Origin of the sequence: Streptomyces fradiae ATCC 10745 = DSM 40063 (assembly GCF_008704425.1) — a bacterium.
Classification (GTDB): domain Bacteria; phylum Actinomycetota; class Actinomycetes; order Streptomycetales; family Streptomycetaceae; genus Streptomyces; species Streptomyces fradiae.
Map to the genome: position 1 here is coordinate 4,892,062 of NZ_CP023696.1, position 16,560 is coordinate 4,908,621.

11 protein-coding genes are annotated in these 16,560 nt (G+C 74.3%); 8 read left to right on the top strand and 3 right to left on the bottom strand.

Annotated elements, in window-relative coordinates:
- Window positions 1-10 precede the first annotated feature (10 nt).
- The gene (locus tag CP974_RS21925) at window positions 11-583 is read left to right on the top strand and encodes a GNAT family N-acetyltransferase (protein ID WP_031130861.1); all 573 of its coding nucleotides are present in this window, start codon (window positions 11-13) and stop codon (window positions 581-583) included.
- Between the two features lie 194 nt (window positions 584-777).
- Here CP974_RS21925 and CP974_RS21930 read toward each other — a convergent pair whose 3' ends face one another.
- Window positions 778-1,950: a PQQ-dependent sugar dehydrogenase gene (locus CP974_RS21930; RefSeq protein WP_031130862.1), complete on the bottom strand. Its 1,173-nt coding sequence runs from the start codon at window positions 1,948-1,950 to the stop codon at window positions 778-780.
- 408 nt (window positions 1,951-2,358) lie between these two features.
- On the bottom strand, window positions 2,359-3,390 hold the full coding sequence (locus CP974_RS21935; RefSeq protein ID WP_031130864.1) for an aldo/keto reductase: 1,032 nt from the start codon (window positions 3,388-3,390) through the stop codon (window positions 2,359-2,361).
- A 74-nt stretch (window positions 3,391-3,464) separates the two neighbouring features.
- Here CP974_RS21935 and CP974_RS21940 point away from each other — a divergent pair, with 74 nt between their 5' ends.
- The 6 genes from CP974_RS21940 (at window position 3,465) to serA (ending at window position 13,721) form a co-directional block, all read left to right on the top strand.
- Window positions 3,465-4,430 carry a 2-hydroxyacid dehydrogenase gene (locus tag CP974_RS21940; RefSeq protein WP_174887751.1) on the top strand — a complete coding sequence of 322 codons (966 nt, stop codon included), beginning with the start codon at window positions 3,465-3,467 and terminating at the stop codon, window positions 4,428-4,430.
- A gap of 673 nt (window positions 4,431-5,103) precedes the next feature.
- Entirely contained in the window at window positions 5,104-8,046 is a 2,943-nt protein-coding gene (locus CP974_RS21945) for a putative bifunctional diguanylate cyclase/phosphodiesterase (RefSeq protein WP_031130868.1), read from the top strand.
- 242 nt (window positions 8,047-8,288) lie between these two features.
- Window positions 8,289-10,142, top strand: a complete 1,854-nt coding sequence (locus tag CP974_RS21950; protein WP_031130870.1) for an acetolactate synthase large subunit — start codon at window positions 8,289-8,291, stop codon at window positions 10,140-10,142.
- A gap of 22 nt (window positions 10,143-10,164) precedes the next feature.
- Window positions 10,165-10,689, top strand: a complete 525-nt coding sequence (gene ilvN, locus CP974_RS21955) for an acetolactate synthase small subunit (protein WP_031130871.1) — start codon at window positions 10,165-10,167, stop codon at window positions 10,687-10,689.
- A 92-nt stretch (window positions 10,690-10,781) separates the two neighbouring features.
- Complete coding sequence (gene ilvC / locus CP974_RS21960; protein ID WP_031130872.1) at window positions 10,782-11,783, top strand: ketol-acid reductoisomerase; 1,002 nt, start codon at window positions 10,782-10,784, stop codon at window positions 11,781-11,783.
- A 348-nt stretch (window positions 11,784-12,131) separates the two neighbouring features.
- Window positions 12,132-13,721, top strand: coding sequence for a phosphoglycerate dehydrogenase (serA, locus tag CP974_RS21965; RefSeq protein WP_031130874.1), 1,590 nt, complete (start codon window positions 12,132-12,134; stop codon window positions 13,719-13,721).
- A gap of 88 nt (window positions 13,722-13,809) precedes the next feature.
- On the opposite strand, the gene CP974_RS21970 is transcribed toward serA, so the two are convergent.
- Entirely contained in the window at window positions 13,810-15,423 is a 1,614-nt protein-coding gene (locus CP974_RS21970) for a helix-turn-helix domain-containing protein (protein WP_085921445.1), read from the bottom strand.
- 182 nt (window positions 15,424-15,605) lie between these two features.
- Here CP974_RS21970 and CP974_RS21975 point away from each other — a divergent pair, with 182 nt between their 5' ends.
- The gene (locus tag CP974_RS21975) at window positions 15,606-16,532 is read left to right on the top strand and encodes a proline dehydrogenase family protein (protein ID WP_031133282.1); all 927 of its coding nucleotides are present in this window, start codon (window positions 15,606-15,608) and stop codon (window positions 16,530-16,532) included.
- The last annotated feature ends 28 nt before the right edge of the window (window positions 16,533-16,560 follow it).

Sequence of the window (16,560 nt, forward strand, 5' to 3'; positions counted from 1 at the left end):
GGGAAGCACCATGAGCGTCTTCAGCCGGTCCCTGGGGGACGGCGCCGAGCTCGGCCCGCTGGAGCCCTGGCAGGCCGAGGAGTACCTGGCCCACCTGGACCGGGGCCGCGAGCACATCGGGCGGTTCATCCCGCTCCCGGACGTCGCCCCGGACGTGCCGTCCGCGCGGGCCTTCCTCCAGGCCTACGCCGACAAGACCGCCGCCGACACGGGCCGCATCTGGGGCATCCGCCAGGACGGGACCCTGGTCGGCGGGGTGCTGTTCCGGACCATGGACCCCGCCGCGGGCACCTGCGAGGCGGGCTGCTGGCTGGAGCCCGCCGCCGTGGGGCGGGGGCTGGTGACCCGCGCGGCGCGCGTCATCATCGACTGGGCGGTCGACGTGCGCGGGATGCACCGGGTCGAGTGGCAGGTCGCCTCGGGGAACACCGCGAGCGTCAACGTCGCCAGGCGGCTCGGCATGACCCGCGAGGGTGTCCTGCGCGAGAGCCGCGTCCACCGGGGCGTACGGCTCGACATCGAGGTCTGGTCCGTCCTGGCCCCCGAGTGGCGGGCCCTGCGCGCGGGCGGGGCGGGCGCGTAGCGGCGGGGCGGGCGGGCGCGGCGAGGGGCGGGCGGCGCCGTGACCCGCCCGGTCGTGCGGACGCCCGCCCGGTCGTGCGGACGGGCGGCCTGTGCGGCGCGGAGGCGGACGGCCGGTGCGGCGCCGGTGCAGCGGCGCGGCGCCGGGTGCGGGAGGCCGCCCGAAGGCCCCGGACGGCCCTGCCCCGCCTCCTCCTACCGCACCTCCAGGAGGAGGATGCGGTCGTCTCCGGCCTCCGGGGTGCCCCGGGTGTCGGTCTCGCTCGTGACGAGCCACAGGCGGTCGCCGCCCGCCGCCGCCACGGTGCGCAGCCGCCCGTACTCGCCCTCCAGGAACGCCTGGGGCGCCGCCGACGGCCTCTCGCCCGCCATGGGGATCCGCCACAGCCGCTCACCGCGCAGCCCGGCCATCCACACCGACCCGCGCGCCACGGCGATGCCGCTCGGCGAGGCGTCGGCCGTCGGCCACTGCGCCACCGGCTCGGTGAAGCCGGCGCCGCCGTCCTTGCCCTCGGTCTCCGGCCAGCCGTAGTTGCCGCCCGGCTTGATCAGGTTCAGCTCGTCCCAGGTGTTCTGCCCGAACTCGGCCGCCCACAGCCGCTTCTGCCCGTCCCAGGCGAGGCCCTGGACGTTGCGGTGCCCGTACGAGTAGACGACCGAGTCCGCCTCCGGGTTGCCGTGCACGGGCTGACCGTCCGGGGTCATCCGGAGGATCTTGCCGCCCAGCGACGCCTTGTCCTGCGACAGTCCCGTGTCGCCGGTCTCGCCGGTGCCCGCGTACAGCATGCCGTCCGGGCCGAAGGCGATGCGGCCGCCGTTGTGGACCACGCCCTTGGGGATGCCCCGCAGCACCGTGTCGGGCGCGCCGAGCCGCTGCCCGGCCGGGCGGGACTCGTCGTACAGCAGGCGGGCGATCCGGTTGTCGGACTCGGTGGTGAAGTACGCGTACACCAGCCGGTCCTCGGCGAACTTCGGCGACAGCGCGATGCCGAGCAGCCCGCCCTCCCCGCCGGGCGCCACTCCCGGCACCTCGCCGAGCACGGTCAGCTCGCCGCTCTCGGCGTCGACGCGCGTGATGGTGCCCTCGTCGCGGGAGGAGACCAGCAGGTCGCCGCCGGGCAGCGGGGCCAGCCCCCAGGGCGACTCGAGCCCCTGGGCGACCGTCGACACCACCCGCACCGAGCCCTTCGCGGGCGGAGCGGACGGGGAGGGCGAGGCGGACGCCGGTGCGGCGGCGGACGCGGTGGAGCCGGCCGTCGGCGTGCCGGCCGCGGGGCTCGCCGGGCCGCTCCCCCCGTCCGCCGTACACCCGGTCGCCAGCAGCAGAGCGGCAGCGGCCGACACAGCCGTCACAGCGGGACGTCTCACGTTCCTCGTTCCTTCCCCGGCGGTGAGGTGGAGCCCGTTTCCGGACCAGCGTAGGGCTTCCCGGCCCCCGGCCACGGTCCGACCGGCGGCCCGGTCCGTGCCCTGGCCGCCGGGCGCGGAGGCCACGGGCCCCCGGTCGGCCGTCCACCGCACACCCCCTGCCTCGCGCAGCGGGGACGGCGGCGCACGCGCCACCGCGCCCCCGCCCGCAGCCGGGCACGACGGCCACCGCGCCACCGCCGGGGCAGGCCCACCGCGCCACCGCCCGCGCCCCCCGGCCGGGCGACGGCCACCGCGACGCTGGCCGGGCGACCGCCACCGCGACGCCGCCCGCGCCACCGCCGGGGGAGGCGGCCCGTCCCCCCCCCGCGCTCCCCGCCGGGGAGGGCGGCCCCGCGCGCCGCCGCCTCAGTCCCAGGAACCGCGGGCCGGCGGGAGGGCGGCGATCTCCGCCAGGTCGCGCGCCGTCAGCGCCAGCCGGGCCGCGCCGGCGTTCTCCACCGCCCAGCACTCCCGCTTCGTGCCCGGCACGGGGACGACGTGCCGCCCCTGCGCCAGCGTCCAGGCCAGCGCCACCTGCGCCGGGGTCACCCCCGCCGCCGCGCCCCCGTGCCGCTGTGCCACCCGCCGCAGCCCCGCGACGAGCGGCTGGTTCGCGGCCATCATCTCGGCGGTGAAGCGCGGGTGCCGGGCCCGGGGGTCGTCCGGCTCGAACCCGCTCCCCGGCGTCAGCGTCCCCGTCAGGAAGCCGCTGCCGAGCGGCATCGCGGCCAGGAACCCCACCCCGCGCGCCGCGCACCACGGCAGCAGCCGCGCCAGCGCCTCCGGCGACCACACGGACAGCTCCGCCTGCACGGCGCTCACCGGGAAGACCTGCTGTACCCGGTCGAGTTGCCGAATCGTTCCGTCGTGCACGTCACGCCACCGGTACGCGCCGCTGTGCGGACCCGGGCGCCGCGCCCCCCGCACGCCCACGGCGCACCACCCCAGCGCGCGCACCTTCCCGGCGGTCACCAGCTCCGCCATCGCGCCCCAGGTCTCCTCGACCGGCACTTCCGGGTCGACCCGGTGCAGCTGGTACAGGTCGATCACGTCCGTCTGGAGCCGCCGCAGCGAGGCGTCGCACGCGCGCCGCACGTACGAGGGGCGCCCGTTGGCCACGATGTGACCGTCGCCCACCAGCAGCCCGCACTTGGTCGCGACGAACGCGTCCGCGCGCCGCTCCCTGAGCACCCGGCCCAGCAGCAGCTCGTTGGTGAACGGCCCGTACATGTCGGCGGTGTCGAGGAGGCTCACCCCCGCGTCGAGCGCGGCGTGCACGGCGCGCAGCGAGCGGTCGCCGCGCTGCTGGGAGGTGCTGTACGCCCAGCTCATCGGCATGCAGCCGAGGCCGATCGCCCCCACGTCGAGCCCGGTCGCCCCGAGTGTCCTGCGCTCCAACTCCCCGTTCCTCCCTGTGCGGCGCACCAAAACTAACCAATGGCGAGCCGTTTCCTTCGCCTAGCCTCCTGGGCATGACTGCTGTTGACGCGACCGCCGACGTGTGGCTGCCCATCCCCGCCGACGAGGTGGAGGGGCTGCCCGACCCCGAGGCGACCGGTTTCACCTACCGATACTGGGACGGCCTCACCGATTTCCCCGCCGACCCCGCCGACTGCGCCTTCTACGTCGTCCCGTACATGAAGGGCACGGAGATCGCGGTGCGCCCGCTCGCCGCGATGACCTCGCTGCGGGTGGTGCAGACCCTGTCGGCCGGCGTCGACCACGTGACGCCCGGCCTGCCCGACGTGGCGCCCGGTGTCGCGCTGTGCAACGCCCGCGGCGTCCACGAGGCCAGTACGGCCGAGCTCACCCTGGCCCTGGTGCTGGCGTCGCTGCGCGGCATCCCCGGTTTCGTGCGCGGCCAGGACCGCGAGGAGTGGCGGGCCGGCTTCTATCCGGCGCTCGCCGACAAGTCGGTGCTGATCGTCGGGTACGGGTCCATCGGCGAGGCCATCGACGACCGGCTCGCGCCCTTCGAGTGCGCGCGGGTCGTGCGCGTCGCGCGCTCCGCCCGCACCACCGGGCGCGGCCCCGTGCACGCCTTCACCGACCTGCCGCGCCTGCTGCCCGAGGCCGACGTGGTGATCCTGTCGACCCCGCTCACCGAGGAGACCCGGAACCTCGCCGACGCGGCGTTCCTGGCCCGCATGAAGGACGGCGCGCTGCTGGTGAACGTCGCCCGCGGGCCCGTCGTGGACACCAAGGCGCTCCTCGCGGAGACCGGGAGCGGCCGCCTGACCGCCGCTCTCGACGTCACCGACCCCGAGCCGCTCCCGGCCGGGCACCCGCTCTGGCACGCGCCGGGCGTGCTGATCAGCCCGCATGTGGGCGGCTCCACCTCGGCCTTCATGCCCCGCGCCAAACGGCTGATCACCGAGCAGCTCACCCGGTTCGCGGCCGGGGAGCCGCTGCGCAACCTCGTCCTGACCACCGGCTAGATCCAGCCGTTTCGCGGGGCTCCCGGCCGTTTGGACGCGGGGCCCGTCCGGACGGCCCGTCCGGCGGGCGCGCACCTGTCGGTACGTGCCCGCCGGCTTTGCCTGCGGCCGGTACGTCCGGACGGATACGCTCCGGAACGTTTCGGGCGCAGTGCGTACGTATAGCCGACTTGATCGTTACGGAGCGTATAGAGATCCTGTCCCTGAGTGACGATCCTGGTGTATCGTCACGACTTGGGGGCACGTCGAGCAGGAGAACCGGCGCCGGGGAAGACGTGATGCCGACGTGATTGCCGATCAGAATCCGAGGGGGGCGACGGGCGATGCGCGGTCGAGACAGCGACGATCCGAAGCGGCGGGGCGACCGGAGCTTCCCGGCCGGACCCCACGCGACCGAGGGATTCCGGACGGAACCCCAGCTGAGGGAACCGACCGGCACCCAGGCCGGCCGGGCCCGAGCCGACCGGAGGGGGCCGGGCAGGACGGAGCCCGCCACACCTCCCGGCCGAACGGCTCCCGGCCGAACGGCCCCCGAGCGGCCGGCGCCCAGGCGGACGGCTGCCTTCCGTGGGGACCCCGTCCCCGCGAGGTCCGCGCGCGTGGAGCCCGTCCCCGGGAAGTCCACCGGCACGGCGCCCGCCCGCACGGTGCCCGCCCGGACGGGAGCGCTGCGATGAGGGCCCCGGCGAGCGCCCCCGGCGTCCTCGTCGAGCGCGGGCCCGCGGCCGGCGGCGCGCCCTGCGGGCCGCCCGGCGACGGAGCGGGCGGTGCGAGAGGCCAGCTGGTCCTCGCCGTCCTGTGCGGCGGATACGCCACGGGCGCGCTGCTCGGCTGGGGCTCCGAGAAGCTGGCGCTGGTGATGGGCGACTTCGGGCTGAGCGCAGCCGCCCTGGTCGCCGCCGTCTCCTGCTTCCGCTACGGCCGCGCCCACGGCAGCCCGTTCCGCCCGGCCTGGCTGCTGTTCGCCCTCTCCTCCGCGATGGCCTCCTGCGGCAACGCCGTATGGGGCTGGTACGAGGTCGTCCTGGGCCGGCCGGTGCCCGACCCGTCGCTCGCCGACGTGTTCTTCCTGCTCTTCGCGCCGCCCGCCATCGTCGGACTGCTCGTCCTCGCCAAGCGCCCGGTCAACCGGGCGGAGTGGGTCTGCCTGGCGCTCGACTCCTGGCTCATCGCCGGGTCGCTGCTCACGCTCTCCTGGAGCCTCGCCCTCGCGCACACGGCCCGCGTCGACGGCGAGAGCGTCGCCCGCGCGGCCCTCTCCCTCGCCTACCCGCTGCTTGACATCGTTCTCGTGAGCATGGTCCTCGCCCTGCACTTCCGCCGCTCCAGGGGCAACCGCACGGCGGTCCACACCGCCGTCGCCGCCCTGGCCCTCACCGTGCTGTGCGACGCCCTCTTCACGTCCCCGCTGCTGCGCGACACCTACAGCTCCGGACAGCTCCTCGACGCGGGCTGGTTCGCCGGCTCCCTGCTCCTCGCCTACGCCCCGTGGGCGGCGCGCCGGGCGGCCGGTCCGCCGCCCCCGGAGCCGGGCCGCCGGGCCCCGCGCGGCGAGCGCCCGCAGCGCCACCCCGGCCGGCCGACCGCGGGCTCGCTCGCCGCGCTCACGCCCTACCTCGCGGCCGGCGTCTGCACCCTCAGCATCCTGTACTTCTTCGTCGAAGGCCGCCGCGTGGACCGGTTCGTCGTCCTCACCGGCTGCACGGTCGTGCTCGCCCTGGTCGTCCGGCAGGGCATCATGCTGCTCGACAACATCGCCCTCACCCAGGAGCTGGCCGAGAAGGAGAACCACTTCCGGTCCCTGGTCCAGAGCTCCAGCGACGTGATCATGATCGCCGACCCCGGCGGCGTCCTGCGCTACGTCAGCCCGGCCGCCTCCGGGGTGTACGGCCGGGACGCCGAGGAGCTGATGGGCACGGAGCTCTCCGCGCTGATCCACCCCGACGACCTCGGGCAGGTCGTCCACGAGGTGCGCAGATTCCTCGCCGCGCCGCCGTCCGAGGAGCCCACCACCCGCATCGAGTGCCGCTTCCGGTCCGGTGGCGGGGGCGCCTTCCGCTCGGCCGGCGCCGAGGGCGGGGGAGACTGGCTCCACGTCGAGTCGACCGTCAACCGCCACGAGGGCGGCCTGATCTTCAACAGCCGCGACGTCACCGAGCGGGTCCGCCTCCAGGCCCAGCTCCAGCACAACGCCGAGCACGACCCGCTCACCGACCTGCCCAACCGCGCCCTGTTCACCCAGCGCGTCCGCCAGGCCCTCGCCGGCCGCCGCTCCGGCGACTCCGGCACGGCGGTGCTCTTCATCGACCTCGACGGCTTCAAGGGCGTCAACGACCGCCTCGGCCACCAGGCGGGCGACGAACTGCTCATCCAGGCCGCCCGCCGCCTCCAGGAGTCCGTACGGGCCGGGGACACCGCCGCGCGGCTCGGCGGCGACGAGTTCGCCGCCCTCATCGCCGGGGACGCCGGCCAGGACCCCGCCGCCCGTGAGTTCCAGGTCCACGAGATCGCCGACCGGCTCCGCCTCACCCTCTCCCAGCCGTACCGGATCGACGGCGCCGACGTCCGCGTCGCCGCCTCCATCGGCGTGGCCTTCGCCGAACCGGGCATCACCGCCGGCGACCTGCTGCGCAACGCCGACCTCGCCATGTACCGCGCCAAGGCCGGCGGCAAGAACCGCGTCGAGCTGTACGCCCCGCAGATGCAGGCCGAGGCCGTACGCCGCACGGCGCTCGACACCCGGCTGCGCACCGCCCTGCACGACGGCGAGTTCGCCCTCCTCCACCAGCCCGTCGTGGACCTCGCCACGGGCCGGGTCGCCGCCGTCGCCGCGCAGGCCCGCTGGCGCTCCGCGCAGGGCATCCTGTTCACCCCCGCCGAGTTCCTGCGCGTCGCCGACGACGCGGGCGAGCGCACCGCCGAGCTCGGCCGCTGGATGCTGGAGGAGGCGGTCGCCCAGGCGGCCGAGCGGCGCCGGCACGGCCACCGCGCCCCCGTCTCCGTCCGGGTGCCGGCCCGCCGCCTGCTCGACCGCTCCTTCGCGCTCGGCACCGTCGAGGCGCTGCTGGGCCGGCACGGACTGCCGGCCGGGTCCCTCGTCCTGGAGCTCGCCGACAGCGACCCGCGGCTCTCCTTCGACGAGCTGGAGCAGCGCCTCGTCGCCCTCCGCCGCCTCGGCGTGCGGGTCGCGCTCGACGGCTTCGGCAGCGGGTACGCCGCGATCAACGCCCTGCGCAGGCTCCCGGTCGACATACTGAAGCTGGACCGCGGCCTGGTGGAGGGCGTGGTCGAGTCCGCCCGGCTCCACAAGATCACCAGCGGGCTGCTGCGGATCGCCGGGGACCTCGGCCTGCACTCCGTCGCCGAGGGCGTCGACGTACCCGAGCAGGTCACCGCGCTGCGCGCCATGGGGTGCACCCACGCGCAGGGCACGGCCTTCTCCGGGCCGCTGGACGAGCACGGGCTCCGCCGCGCCCTGGCGCGCGACGCCTATCCCGTCCCCGGCGCTCAGCCGCGGCCCGTCCTCGCCGGCGGGTCGGTCCCCGCGCGGGTGGTGCCGTCCGGATCGCTCCCCTCGATGCGCTCACATAGTGAGACGCGTGTCCCACCCACTTGACACTGACCGTGCGCCGGGGGGAGGGTCAGTGCCATGCGCACCCGAATTCTCGTACTTGGAAAGCGCGTCGGCTGAGCAGGCCCACCATGGCACTGCGGACTCCCCCCGGCGCGCTCCCCTCGCTTGCCTCACGGCACGAGGGGTTTTTTGTTGCACCGGAACATCGCGACACACCCTGACAGACACCGACAGACCCGCCGAAGACTCTCGCCAAAACCCTCAGCTTCGAGAAGAGATTGCCGATGACCGAGCAGGCCACCGGGGCCCACCACCCGCAGCCACGGCCCCGTTCCGGCGGACAGCCCTCCGCCACCGTTGAGCACGTCACGGGCGCCCAGTCCCTGATCCGCTCGCTCGAGGAAGTCGGGGCCGAGACGGTGTTCGGCATCCCCGGCGGCGCGATCCTGCCCGCGTACGACCCGATGATGGACTCCACCCGGGTCCGCCACGTCCTCGTCCGCCACGAGCAGGGAGCCGGCCACGCCGCCACCGGCTACGCGCAGGCCACCGGCAAGGTGGGCGTCTGCATGGCCACCTCCGGCCCCGGCGCCACCAACCTGGTCACCCCCATCGCCGACGCCCACATGGACTCCGTCCCGCTCGTCGCGATCACCGGCCAGGTCTCCTCCAAGGCGATCGGCACCGACGCCTTCCAGGAAGCCGACATCTGCGGCATCACCATGCCGATCACCAAGCACAACTTCCTGGTCACCAAGGCCGAGGACATCCCGAGGACCATCGCCGAGGCCTTCCACATCGCCTCCACCGGCCGCCCCGGCCCCGTGCTCGTCGACATCGCCAAGGACGCCCTCCAGGCCAGGACGACCTTCAGCTGGCCCCCGCAGACGGACCTGCCCGGCTACCGCCCCGTCACCAAGCCGCACGCCAAGCAGATCCGCGAGGCCGCCAAGCTGATCACCTCCGCCAGGCGGCCCGTCCTGTACGTCGGCGGCGGCGTCCTCAAGGCCGGCGCCACCGCCGAGCTGAAGGTCCTCGCGGAGCTGACCGGGGCCCCCGTCACCACCACGCTGATGGCCCTCGGCGCCTTCCCCGACACCCACCCGCAGCACGTCGGCATGCCCGGCATGCACGGCTCCGTCACCGCCGTCACCGCCCTGCAGAAGGCCGACCTGATCGTCGCCCTCGGCGCCCGCTTCGACGACCGCGTCACCGGCAAGCTGGACAGCTTCGCCCCGTACGCCAAGGTCGTCCACGCCGACATCGACCCGGCGGAGATCGGCAAGAACCGCGTCGCCGACGTGCCGATCGTCGGCGACGCCCGCGAGGTCATCGCCGACCTGGTGCAGGCCGTCCAGGCGGAGCACACGGCGGGCCACACCGGCGACTACACCGCCTGGTGGAAGGACCTCAACCGCTGGCGCGAGACCTACCCCCTCGGCTACGACCAGCCCGAGGACGGCAGCCTCGCCCCCCAGCAGGTCATCCAGCGCATCGGCCAGCTCGCCCCGGACGACACGATCTTCGCCGCCGGCGTCGGCCAGCACCAGATGTGGGCCGCCCACTTCATCGACTACGACCAGCCCGCCACCTGGCTCAACTCCGGCGGCGCCGGGACCATGGGGTACGCCGTCCCGGCCGCCATGGGCGCCAAGGCCGGTGCCCCCGACCGCACGGTCTGGGCCATCGACGGCGACGGCTGCTTCCAGATGACCAACCAGGAACTGGTCACCTGCGCGCTGAACAACATCCCCATCAAGGTCGCCATCATCAACAACGGCGCCCTCGGCATGGTCCGCCAGTGGCAGACGCTCTTCTACAACCAGCGCTACTCCAACACCGTCCTGCACTCCGGCCCCGAGGCGGACGGCAAGGCGGCCGGCGCGGGCACCCGCGTCCCGGACTTCGTGAAGCTGGCCGAGGCGATGGGCTGCGTCGCCATGCGCTGCGAGAGCCCCGACGACCTGGACAAGGTCATCACCGAGGCCAACGCCATCAACGACCGCCCCGTCGTCATCGACTTCATCGTCCACGAGGACGCCCAGGTGTGGCCCATGGTCGCCGCCGGCACCTCCAACGACGAGGTCATGGCCGCCCGCGGCGTCCGCCCCGACTTCGGCGACAGCGAAGACGACTGAGAGAGAGTCGAGTCACCACACCATGTCCAAGCACACGCTCTCCGTCCTGGTGGAGAACACCCCCGGCATCCTCGCCCGGATCGCCGCCCTCTTCTCCCGCCGCGGCTTCAACATCGACTCCCTCGCCGTCGGCGTCACCGAGCACCCCGACATCTCCCGCATCACCATCGTGGTCAATGTCGAGGACCTGCCGCTGGAGCAGGTGACCAAGCAGCTCAACAAGCTGGTCAACGTCCTGAAGATCGTCGAACTCGAGCCCGGCGCCGCGATCCAGCGCGAGCTCGTCCTGGTGAAGGTCCGCGCCGACAACGAGACCCGCTCCCAGATCGTCGAGATCGTCCAGCTCTTCCGCGCCAAGACCGTCGACGTCTCGCCCGAGGCGGTGACCATCGAGGCCACCGGATCGAGTGACAAGCTGGAGGCGATGCTGAAGATGCTGGAGCAGTTCGGCATCAAGGAGCTCGTCCAGTCCGGCACCATCGCCATAGGGCGCGGTTCCCGGTCCATCACGGACCGGTCGCTGCGCGCCCTGGAGCGCTCGGCGTAGTCCGCGCAGTCCGCGTACCGAGACCCCCCGACGTTCTCGTCCCTCCCGCCGTACGGTGGGACGCACCACCAGAAAACCCAAGGAGAAACCCAGTGGCCGAGCTGTTCTACGACGACGACGCCGACCTGTCCATCATCCAGGGCCGCAAGGTCGCGGTGATCGGATACGGCAGCCAGGGCCACGCCCACGCGCTGTCCCTCCGCGACTCCGGTGTCGACGTCCGCGTCGGTCTGCACGAGGGCTCCAAGTCCAAGGCGAAGGCCGAGGAGCAGGGCCTGCGCGTCGTCACCCCGGCGGAGGCCGCCGCCGAGGCCGACGTGATCATGATCCTCATCCCGGACCCCATCCAGGCCCAGGTCTACGAGGACTCCATCAAGGGCAACCTGAAGGACGGCGACGCGCTGTTCTTCGCCCACGGCTTCAACGTCCGCTTCGGCTTCATCAAGCCCCCGGCCGGCGTCGACGTCGCGCTCGTCGCCCCCAAGGGCCCGGGCCACCTGGTCCGCCGTCAGTACGAGGAGGGCCGCGGCGTCCCGGCGATCGCCGCCGTCGAGCAGGACGCCACGGGCAACGCCTTCGCCCTGGCCCTGTCGTACGCGAAGGCCATCGGCGGCACCCGGGCGGGCGTCATCAAGACGACCTTCACCGAGGAGACCGAGACCGACCTGTTCGGCGAGCAGGCCGTGCTCTGCGGCGGCACCTCGGCGCTGGTCAAGGCGGGCTTCGAGACCCTGGTCGAGGCCGGCTACCAGCCGGAGATCGCCTACTTCGAGTGCCTCCACGAGCTGAAGCTGATCGTCGACCTGATGTACGAGGGCGGCCTGGAGAAGATGCGCTGGTCGGTCTCCGAGACCGCCGAGTGGGGCGACTACGTCACGGGCCCGCGCATCATCACGGACGCCACCAAGGCCGAGATGAAGAAGGTCCTCGGCGAGATCCAGGACGGCACGTTCGCCAAGAACTGGATGGACGAGTACCACGGCGGCCTGAAGAAGTACCAGGAGTACAAGACGCAGGACTCCGAGCACCTGCTGGAGACCACCGGCAAGGAGCTGCGCAAGCTCATGAGCTGGGTGGACAACGACGAGGCGTGAGCCTCGCGGCGGCGGGGCCGGGCGCGTGCCCGGCCCCGCCGCCGTACGCCCGGCCGCCGTTCGGCCGTCCGGGCCGCCCCCGGTGAGCCGTCCGGGACCCTCCCGGAAGCACCGCCCGGGGACCGCGGGCACCCGCCCGCGCCCCGCCCGTCGAAGGCTTGTCCACGACGTCCAGCCCCGTGTGGGTGATCCTGCCAACGAGGCGCAGAATCGGGTCGCCGCCGCCACTACACTGCACAGCAATACGCGTCAGGCCCACAGCGTCGTGCGTCTTCCACGCGGCAAGCCCCCCTCCACCGCCTGCGGCCGTCGGGACGGCCGTCCGCACTGGACTTGTGAGGACCTCACGTGAGCTCGAAACCCGTCGTACTCATCGCTGAAGAGCTGTCGCCCGCCACCGTCGACGCCCTCGGCCCCGACTTCGAGATCCGGCACTGCAACGGCGCCAACCGCGAGGAGCTCCTCCCCGCCATCGCCGACGTCGACGCGATCCTGATCCGCTCCGCCACCAAGGTCGACGCCGAGGCCGTCGCCGCGGCCCGCCGGCTGAAGGTCGTCGCCCGCGCAGGCGTGGGCCTGGACAACGTCGACGTCTCCGCCGCCACCAAGGCCGGCGTGATGGTCGTCAACGCCCCCACGTCCAACATCGTCACCGCCGCCGAGCTCGCCTGCGGCCTGCTCATCGCCACGGCCCGCAACATCCCGCAGGCCAACACGGCGCTGAAGAACGGCGAGTGGAAGCGCAGCAAGTACACCGGCGTCGAGCTGAGCGAGAAGACCCTCGGCGTCGTCGGCCTCGGCCGCATCGGCGTCCTGGTCGCCCAGCGCATGTCCGCGTTCGGGATGAAGGTCGTCGCCTACGACCCCTACGTGCAGCCGGCCCGCGCCGCGCAGATGGGCGTCAAGCTGCTTTCCCTGGACGAGCTGCTGGAGACCGCCGACTTCATCACCGTCCACCTGCCGAAGACGCCCGAGACGATCGGCCTCATCGGCGACGAGGCGCTGCACAAGGTCAAGCCGACCGTCCGCATCGTCAACGCCGCGCGCGGCGGCATCGTGGACGAGGAGGCGCTGTACTCGGCGCTGAAGGAGGGCCGCGTCGCGGGCGCCGGCCTCGACGTGTACGCCAAGGAGCCGTGCACGGACTCCCCGCTCTTCCAGTTCGACCAGGTCGTGTGCACCCCGCACCTCGGGGCGTCCACGGACGAGGCGCAGGAGAAGGCCGGCATCGCCGTCGCCCGCTCGGTGCGCCTGGCCCTCGCCGGGGAGCTGGTCCCGGACGCGGTGAACGTGCAGGGCGGCGTCATCGCCGAGGACGTCAAGCCGGGCCTGCCGCTCGCGGAGCGCCTCGGCCGGATCTTCACGGCCCTGGCGGGCGAGGTCGCCGTCCGCCTCGACGTGGAGGTGTACGGCGAGATCACCCAGCACGACGTCAAGGTGCTGGAGCTGTCCGCCCTCAAGGGCGTCTTCGAGGACGTGGTCGACGAGACCGTGTCGTACGTCAACGCCCCGCTGTTCGCGCAGGAGCGCGGCGTCGAGGTGCGGCTCACCACGAGCAGCGAGTCTCCCGACCACCGCAACGTCATCACCGTCCGCGGCACCCTCGGCAGCGGTGAGGAGGTCGCCGTCTCCGGCACCCTGGTCGGCCCCAAGCACCTGCAGAAGCTGGTCGCGGTCGGCGAGTACGACGTGGACCTGGCGCTCGCCGACCACATGGTCGTCCTGCGCTACGAGGACCGCCCCGGTGTCGTCGGCACCGTCGGCCGCATCCTCGGCGAGGCCGGGCTGAACATCGCCGGCATGCAGGTCGCCCGCGCCGAGGAGGGCGGCGAGGCGCTGGCCGTCCTCACCGTCGACGACACGGTGCCGCAGGCGGTGCTGACGGAGCTGGCCGCCGAGGTGGGCGCCACCTCCGCCCGCTCCGCCAACCTGGTCTGACACCCCCGCACCACTCCGGCGCCCCCGCCCCCGCAACCCTGCGGCGGCGGGGGCGCCGCAGGGTCACCGCGCGGACGGCCGGCGCGGCTCACCCGCCCGCCGGGCCGCCGAGGCGGCGGGCCTTCAGGGACAGGTGCAGCAGCAGCCGGTCCTCTCCGTCGTCGAGGTCGAGGCCGGTGAGCTGCTCGACGCGGGAGAGCCGGTAGTACAGGGTCTGCCGGTGGATGCCGAGGGCGGCGGCGGCGCGGCCCGCCTGGCCCGCGTGGTCGAGGAACACCTCGGCGGTGCGGGCCAGTTCGGCGTGCGCGCGGCCCAGCAGGGGGCGTACCGCCGGGTCGTCGGCGGCCTCCCGCGGCAGGGCGGTCAGCAGCCGGTACGGGCCGATGGAGGCCCAGGGGGCGACGGGGCCCAGGCGCGGCTCGGCCAGCGCCGCGCGCGCCGCCGAGGTGGCCTCCGCCCAGGCGCCGCGCAGCTCCGCCAGGCCCCGCCGCGGGGTGGCCACCCCGGCCGCGGCGCCGGGCCCCGCCAGGTCGCACAGCCGGGCGCCGGCCGTCAGCGCGGGGGTGAGGACGTCGGGGGAGCGGAGGCGGACCAGGGCGGCCAGCACCTGCCCGGCCGCCGCCCCCGGCGCGGCCACGTCCCGGGCGCCCTCCCGGTCGCCCGGCCCGTCCGGGGCGCCGGCCCCGGCGGCGGTCCCGGCGGCGGCTCCGGCTCGGGCGCCCAGGCCCGGCCGGGGGCCCCGCTCCGGGCGGGCGCCTTCCCCGGTGCGCTCCCTCGCCGAGCGCGCGCCCGCCCCCGCCGGGGGGCCTTCCGGGTGGGCGCCGTCCCCGGCCCGGGCGCCGGCGGTTGCGGTACCCGCCGTGGCGCCTCCCGCCTCGGTACCCGCCGCCTGGGCCCCCGCCGCCGGCCGGTCGCCGTGCCCCGGCCGGGTGCCCTCCCCGGAGCGGGCGGCCACCGCCCGGCCGCGCCCCGTCCGGTTCTCCGCCCCCGGCGCCGCCGTCCCCGGCGCGCCGCGCCCCGGCCGGGCGCCCGCCCCCGGCAGGTCCGCGCCCGGCAGCCCCGGTGCGCCGGGGCCCGGCCACGGCGCCGTGCACAGGGCCGCCGCCCCCGGAGCCGTACGTACCGACGGGCTGTCGCCGCCCGGCCACGGCGCCACGCACACCAGGGCGTGCAGCCCGTCGGCGGCCGGGCCGAGCGCCGAGCGCAGGGCGGCCAGCGCCTGGTCGTATCCCCAGTCCCGCTCCGCCGTCAGCGCGGCGCGCAGCTCGCGCGACAGGTCGCCGCCGGCCCGCTCCTCCTCGGCGAGCAGCGCGCCGATCCTGGCCGCCACCTCCATGGCCGCGGCGAGCCGCTCCGGCGACGGGCCGGGCGGGGTGTCGAGCAGCCACACGTACCCGAGGGCCACGCCCCGGTGGCGTACGGGCAGGCAGAGCCGGTCCCGGTAGACGCCCGCGTCGGGGGCGGCCGGGATGCGGACGGGGCCCGTCGCGCGTGTGATGCCGAACCCCTCGAACCACGCGCGCACCGCCGGGGTGGACCTGCGGGTGAGGATCGAGCGCGTACGGACCGGGTCCATGGCGGAGGCGTCGTCGCTGTCGTGCGCGCCGAAGGCGATCAGCCCGAAATCCCGGTTCTCCAGCGTGGCGGGGGCGCCGAGCAGCGCCGAGATCTCGTCGACCAGTTCCTGGTAATCGCCCTTCACCCGGACATTCTCCCACCGTTTCAGACAGATGTCTGAGATCCGCGGCACGGATGCGTGACAGCTGTCGATGGCCCGGCGGCGGGGTGATCCTTAGGTTTCACGGTGGTTCTCCGCGCTGTTTCCGCGATGTCGGATTCCGGCCGCCCCATCCTGTAGTCCCCCCTTGTTCGTGGAGGTGCCCCGTGCTGGGTCCCGTGATCCTCGCCGCTTCGCGCAGCGACAAGATGCGCCGCATTGTCTCGGCGGCTCCGGTGACCAAGCCGGTCGTCGACCGGTTCATCCCCGGTGAGACGGTCGACCAGGTCATCCCCATCGTCACGGGCCTCGCGGACAGGGGCCTGGAGGTCACCCTCGACGTGGTGGGCGAGGACATCACCACCCCGGAGCAGGCCGCCGCCGCCCGCGACGCCTACCTGGAGCTCATCGGCCGCCTGGAGCCGCTGGGCCTCGGCACGCGGGCCGAGATGTCGGTCAAGCTGTCGATGTTCGGCCAGGCCCTTCCGGGCGGCCACGAGCTGGCCCTCGCCAACGTGCGGCCGGTCGTCGAGGCCGCCGCCGCCATCGGCACGACCGTCACCCTGGACGCCGAGGACCACACGACGCTGGACTCGATGTTCGCCATCCACGAGGAGCTGCGGAAGGACTTCCCGCAGACCGGCTGCGTCATCCAGGCGTACCTCTTCCGCACCGAGGAGGACGCCCGCCGCCTCGCCGCGGACGGCAGCCGGGTCCGCCTGGTGAAGGGCGCCTACAAGGAGCCGGCCTCCGTGGCGCACCAGGACAAGGCGGAGATCGACCTGGCGTACGTCCGCGTCCTGAAGACCCTGATGGCCGGCTCGGGCTACCCCATGATCGGCTCGCACGACCCGCGGCTCATCGCCGTGACGCAGGAGCTCGCGCGCCGCCACGGGCGCAAACTGGACGAGTACGAGTTCCAGATGCTGTACGGCATCCGCAGCGAGGAGCACGTCCGGCTGGCCGCCGAGGGCCACCGGATGCGGGTGTATACGGCGTACGGAACCGACTGGTACGGCTACTTCATGCGCCGTCTGGCGGAGAAGCCGGCCAACCTGCTGTTCTTCGTCCGCTCGATGATCACCAAGAACTGATCCGGAGCCCGTGGGGGCGACGCCCCTG

Coding starts and splice junctions, on each gene's coding strand:
- CP974_RS21925 (WP_031130861.1), top strand. CDS start 11: ATGAGCGTCTTCAGCCGGTCCCTGGGGGACGGCGCCGAGCTCGGCCCG.
- CP974_RS21940 (WP_174887751.1), top strand. CDS start 3,465: ATGACTGCTGTTGACGCGACCGCCGACGTGTGGCTGCCCATCCCCGCC.
- ilvN (WP_031130871.1), top strand. CDS start 10,165: ATGTCCAAGCACACGCTCTCCGTCCTGGTGGAGAACACCCCCGGCATC.
- CP974_RS21950 (WP_031130870.1), top strand. CDS start 8,289: ATGACCGAGCAGGCCACCGGGGCCCACCACCCGCAGCCACGGCCCCGT.
- CP974_RS21945 (WP_031130868.1), top strand. CDS start 5,104: ATGAGGGCCCCGGCGAGCGCCCCCGGCGTCCTCGTCGAGCGCGGGCCC.